The following is a 1,169-nucleotide window of genomic DNA, read 5'->3' as shown; positions in this document are numbered from 1 at the left end:
ACAGCAAAAGTTTTTAATGAGCAACGCGCAGTAGCACTTGGGGTTCAACTTTTGCAATTTTCAGCAGAACGCTAGCCGCCTTTGATGGATAGCGTTTTCCTTGCTCCCAAGCTTGTAAAGTTCGAACTGATACACCTAGAATCTCAGCAAATTCTCGTTGTGATAGTCCCACATTCTGTCTGGCTTCAATGGCTTCGTTAACAATAGGTTGCTCACGTACCACACCCTGTCCGGCTTTAGCTTGTCGGACACTTTCAAGCAATAATGCCCCGAGCTCATCCCCGGTAAATTCATGGTTAGCCAAGTTAATAGTATCTAAGTCTTTCATGCTTTTTATTGCCATGTGTCTAACTCCTTTACCAAGTCTTTTAGTATATGAGCAGGAATATTTTCGGTTTTCGCCTTGGCATAAACCAATAGCATAAAGATTTTACCGTTTTCTAAGCGATTATAATAAATCACTCTAACACCACCGCTTTTACCACCACCTTGCCTAGCAAAACGCACCTTACGAACACCGCCACTTTTAGGAACAACATCACCAATATCAGGATTTTGGCTAATCATGGTATGCAGTTCGCCCTGTTCTTCTTTGGTTAATAGGCTATCAACCATTTTTATATATAAAGGCGTTTCGACAATGGTAAACATAAATAATTTCACATACTACATTGTAGTAGTATAGCAGACTATTCATTTAAGATTAACCTCAAAATTTAAATGCTATAGGCTTAAAAAAACAGGTAATGCGAAGGTTATTCAGAACTTAGCAAATCCACTCCTGCCTTCTTCAACTCCCCTTTCGCCGTCACATAATGATATAGCGTACTACTGGGAATATCGCCCAATTCTTTACAAATCGCTGGAATGCTTTTGGTTTGATCAGCCATCAGATGTTGGGCATATTTAAGTTTCTCAGCCGTCATGATTCTAGGTCGACCACCTTTACGACCACGAGCCCGAGCAGCCGCAATCCCCTCTTTCACCCGCTGGCGGATAATATTACGCTCCATCTCTGCAAACGCCGCTTGAATTTGTAAAAACGCCCGTCCTGCAGGTGTTGTGGTATCCATCGGCGAGTTAATCGCTTTAAAGCCAATATCTTTTTCTGCCAGCTCATCAATGAGTTTAATCAGGTCACTGGCTAACCGCCCTAACCTATCCAAATC

The 1,169-nt window shown here is 42.0% G+C and carries 3 protein-coding genes; all 3 read right to left on the bottom strand.

The window, feature by feature from the left end:
* Positions 1-13: 13 nt before the first annotated feature.
* Positions 14-343 carry a helix-turn-helix domain-containing protein gene (locus tag ACH0AB_RS11845; RefSeq protein ID WP_065263946.1) on the bottom strand — a complete coding sequence of 110 codons (330 nt, stop codon included), beginning with the start codon at positions 341-343 and terminating at the stop codon, positions 14-16.
* The gene (locus ACH0AB_RS11840) at positions 334-651 is read right to left on the bottom strand and encodes a type II toxin-antitoxin system RelE/ParE family toxin (protein ID WP_060995272.1); all 318 of its coding nucleotides are present in this window, start codon (positions 649-651) and stop codon (positions 334-336) included. Before ACH0AB_RS11840 ends, ACH0AB_RS11845 begins: the two co-directional genes overlap by 10 nt.
* Before the next feature lie 104 nt (positions 652-755).
* A partial coding sequence (locus tag ACH0AB_RS11835) for a recombinase family protein (RefSeq protein WP_406878264.1) occupies positions 756-1,169 on the bottom strand: 414 nt, incomplete at its 5' end.

Origin of the sequence: Moraxella sp. 179-F 1C4 NHS, from assembly GCF_045370505.1 — a bacterium.
GTDB classification, from domain to species: Bacteria; Pseudomonadota; Gammaproteobacteria; order Pseudomonadales; family Moraxellaceae; genus Faucicola; species Faucicola tetraodonis.
The sequence above is the reverse complement of the archived record's forward strand: the minus strand, read 5'-3'. Positions and strand labels throughout refer to the sequence as shown.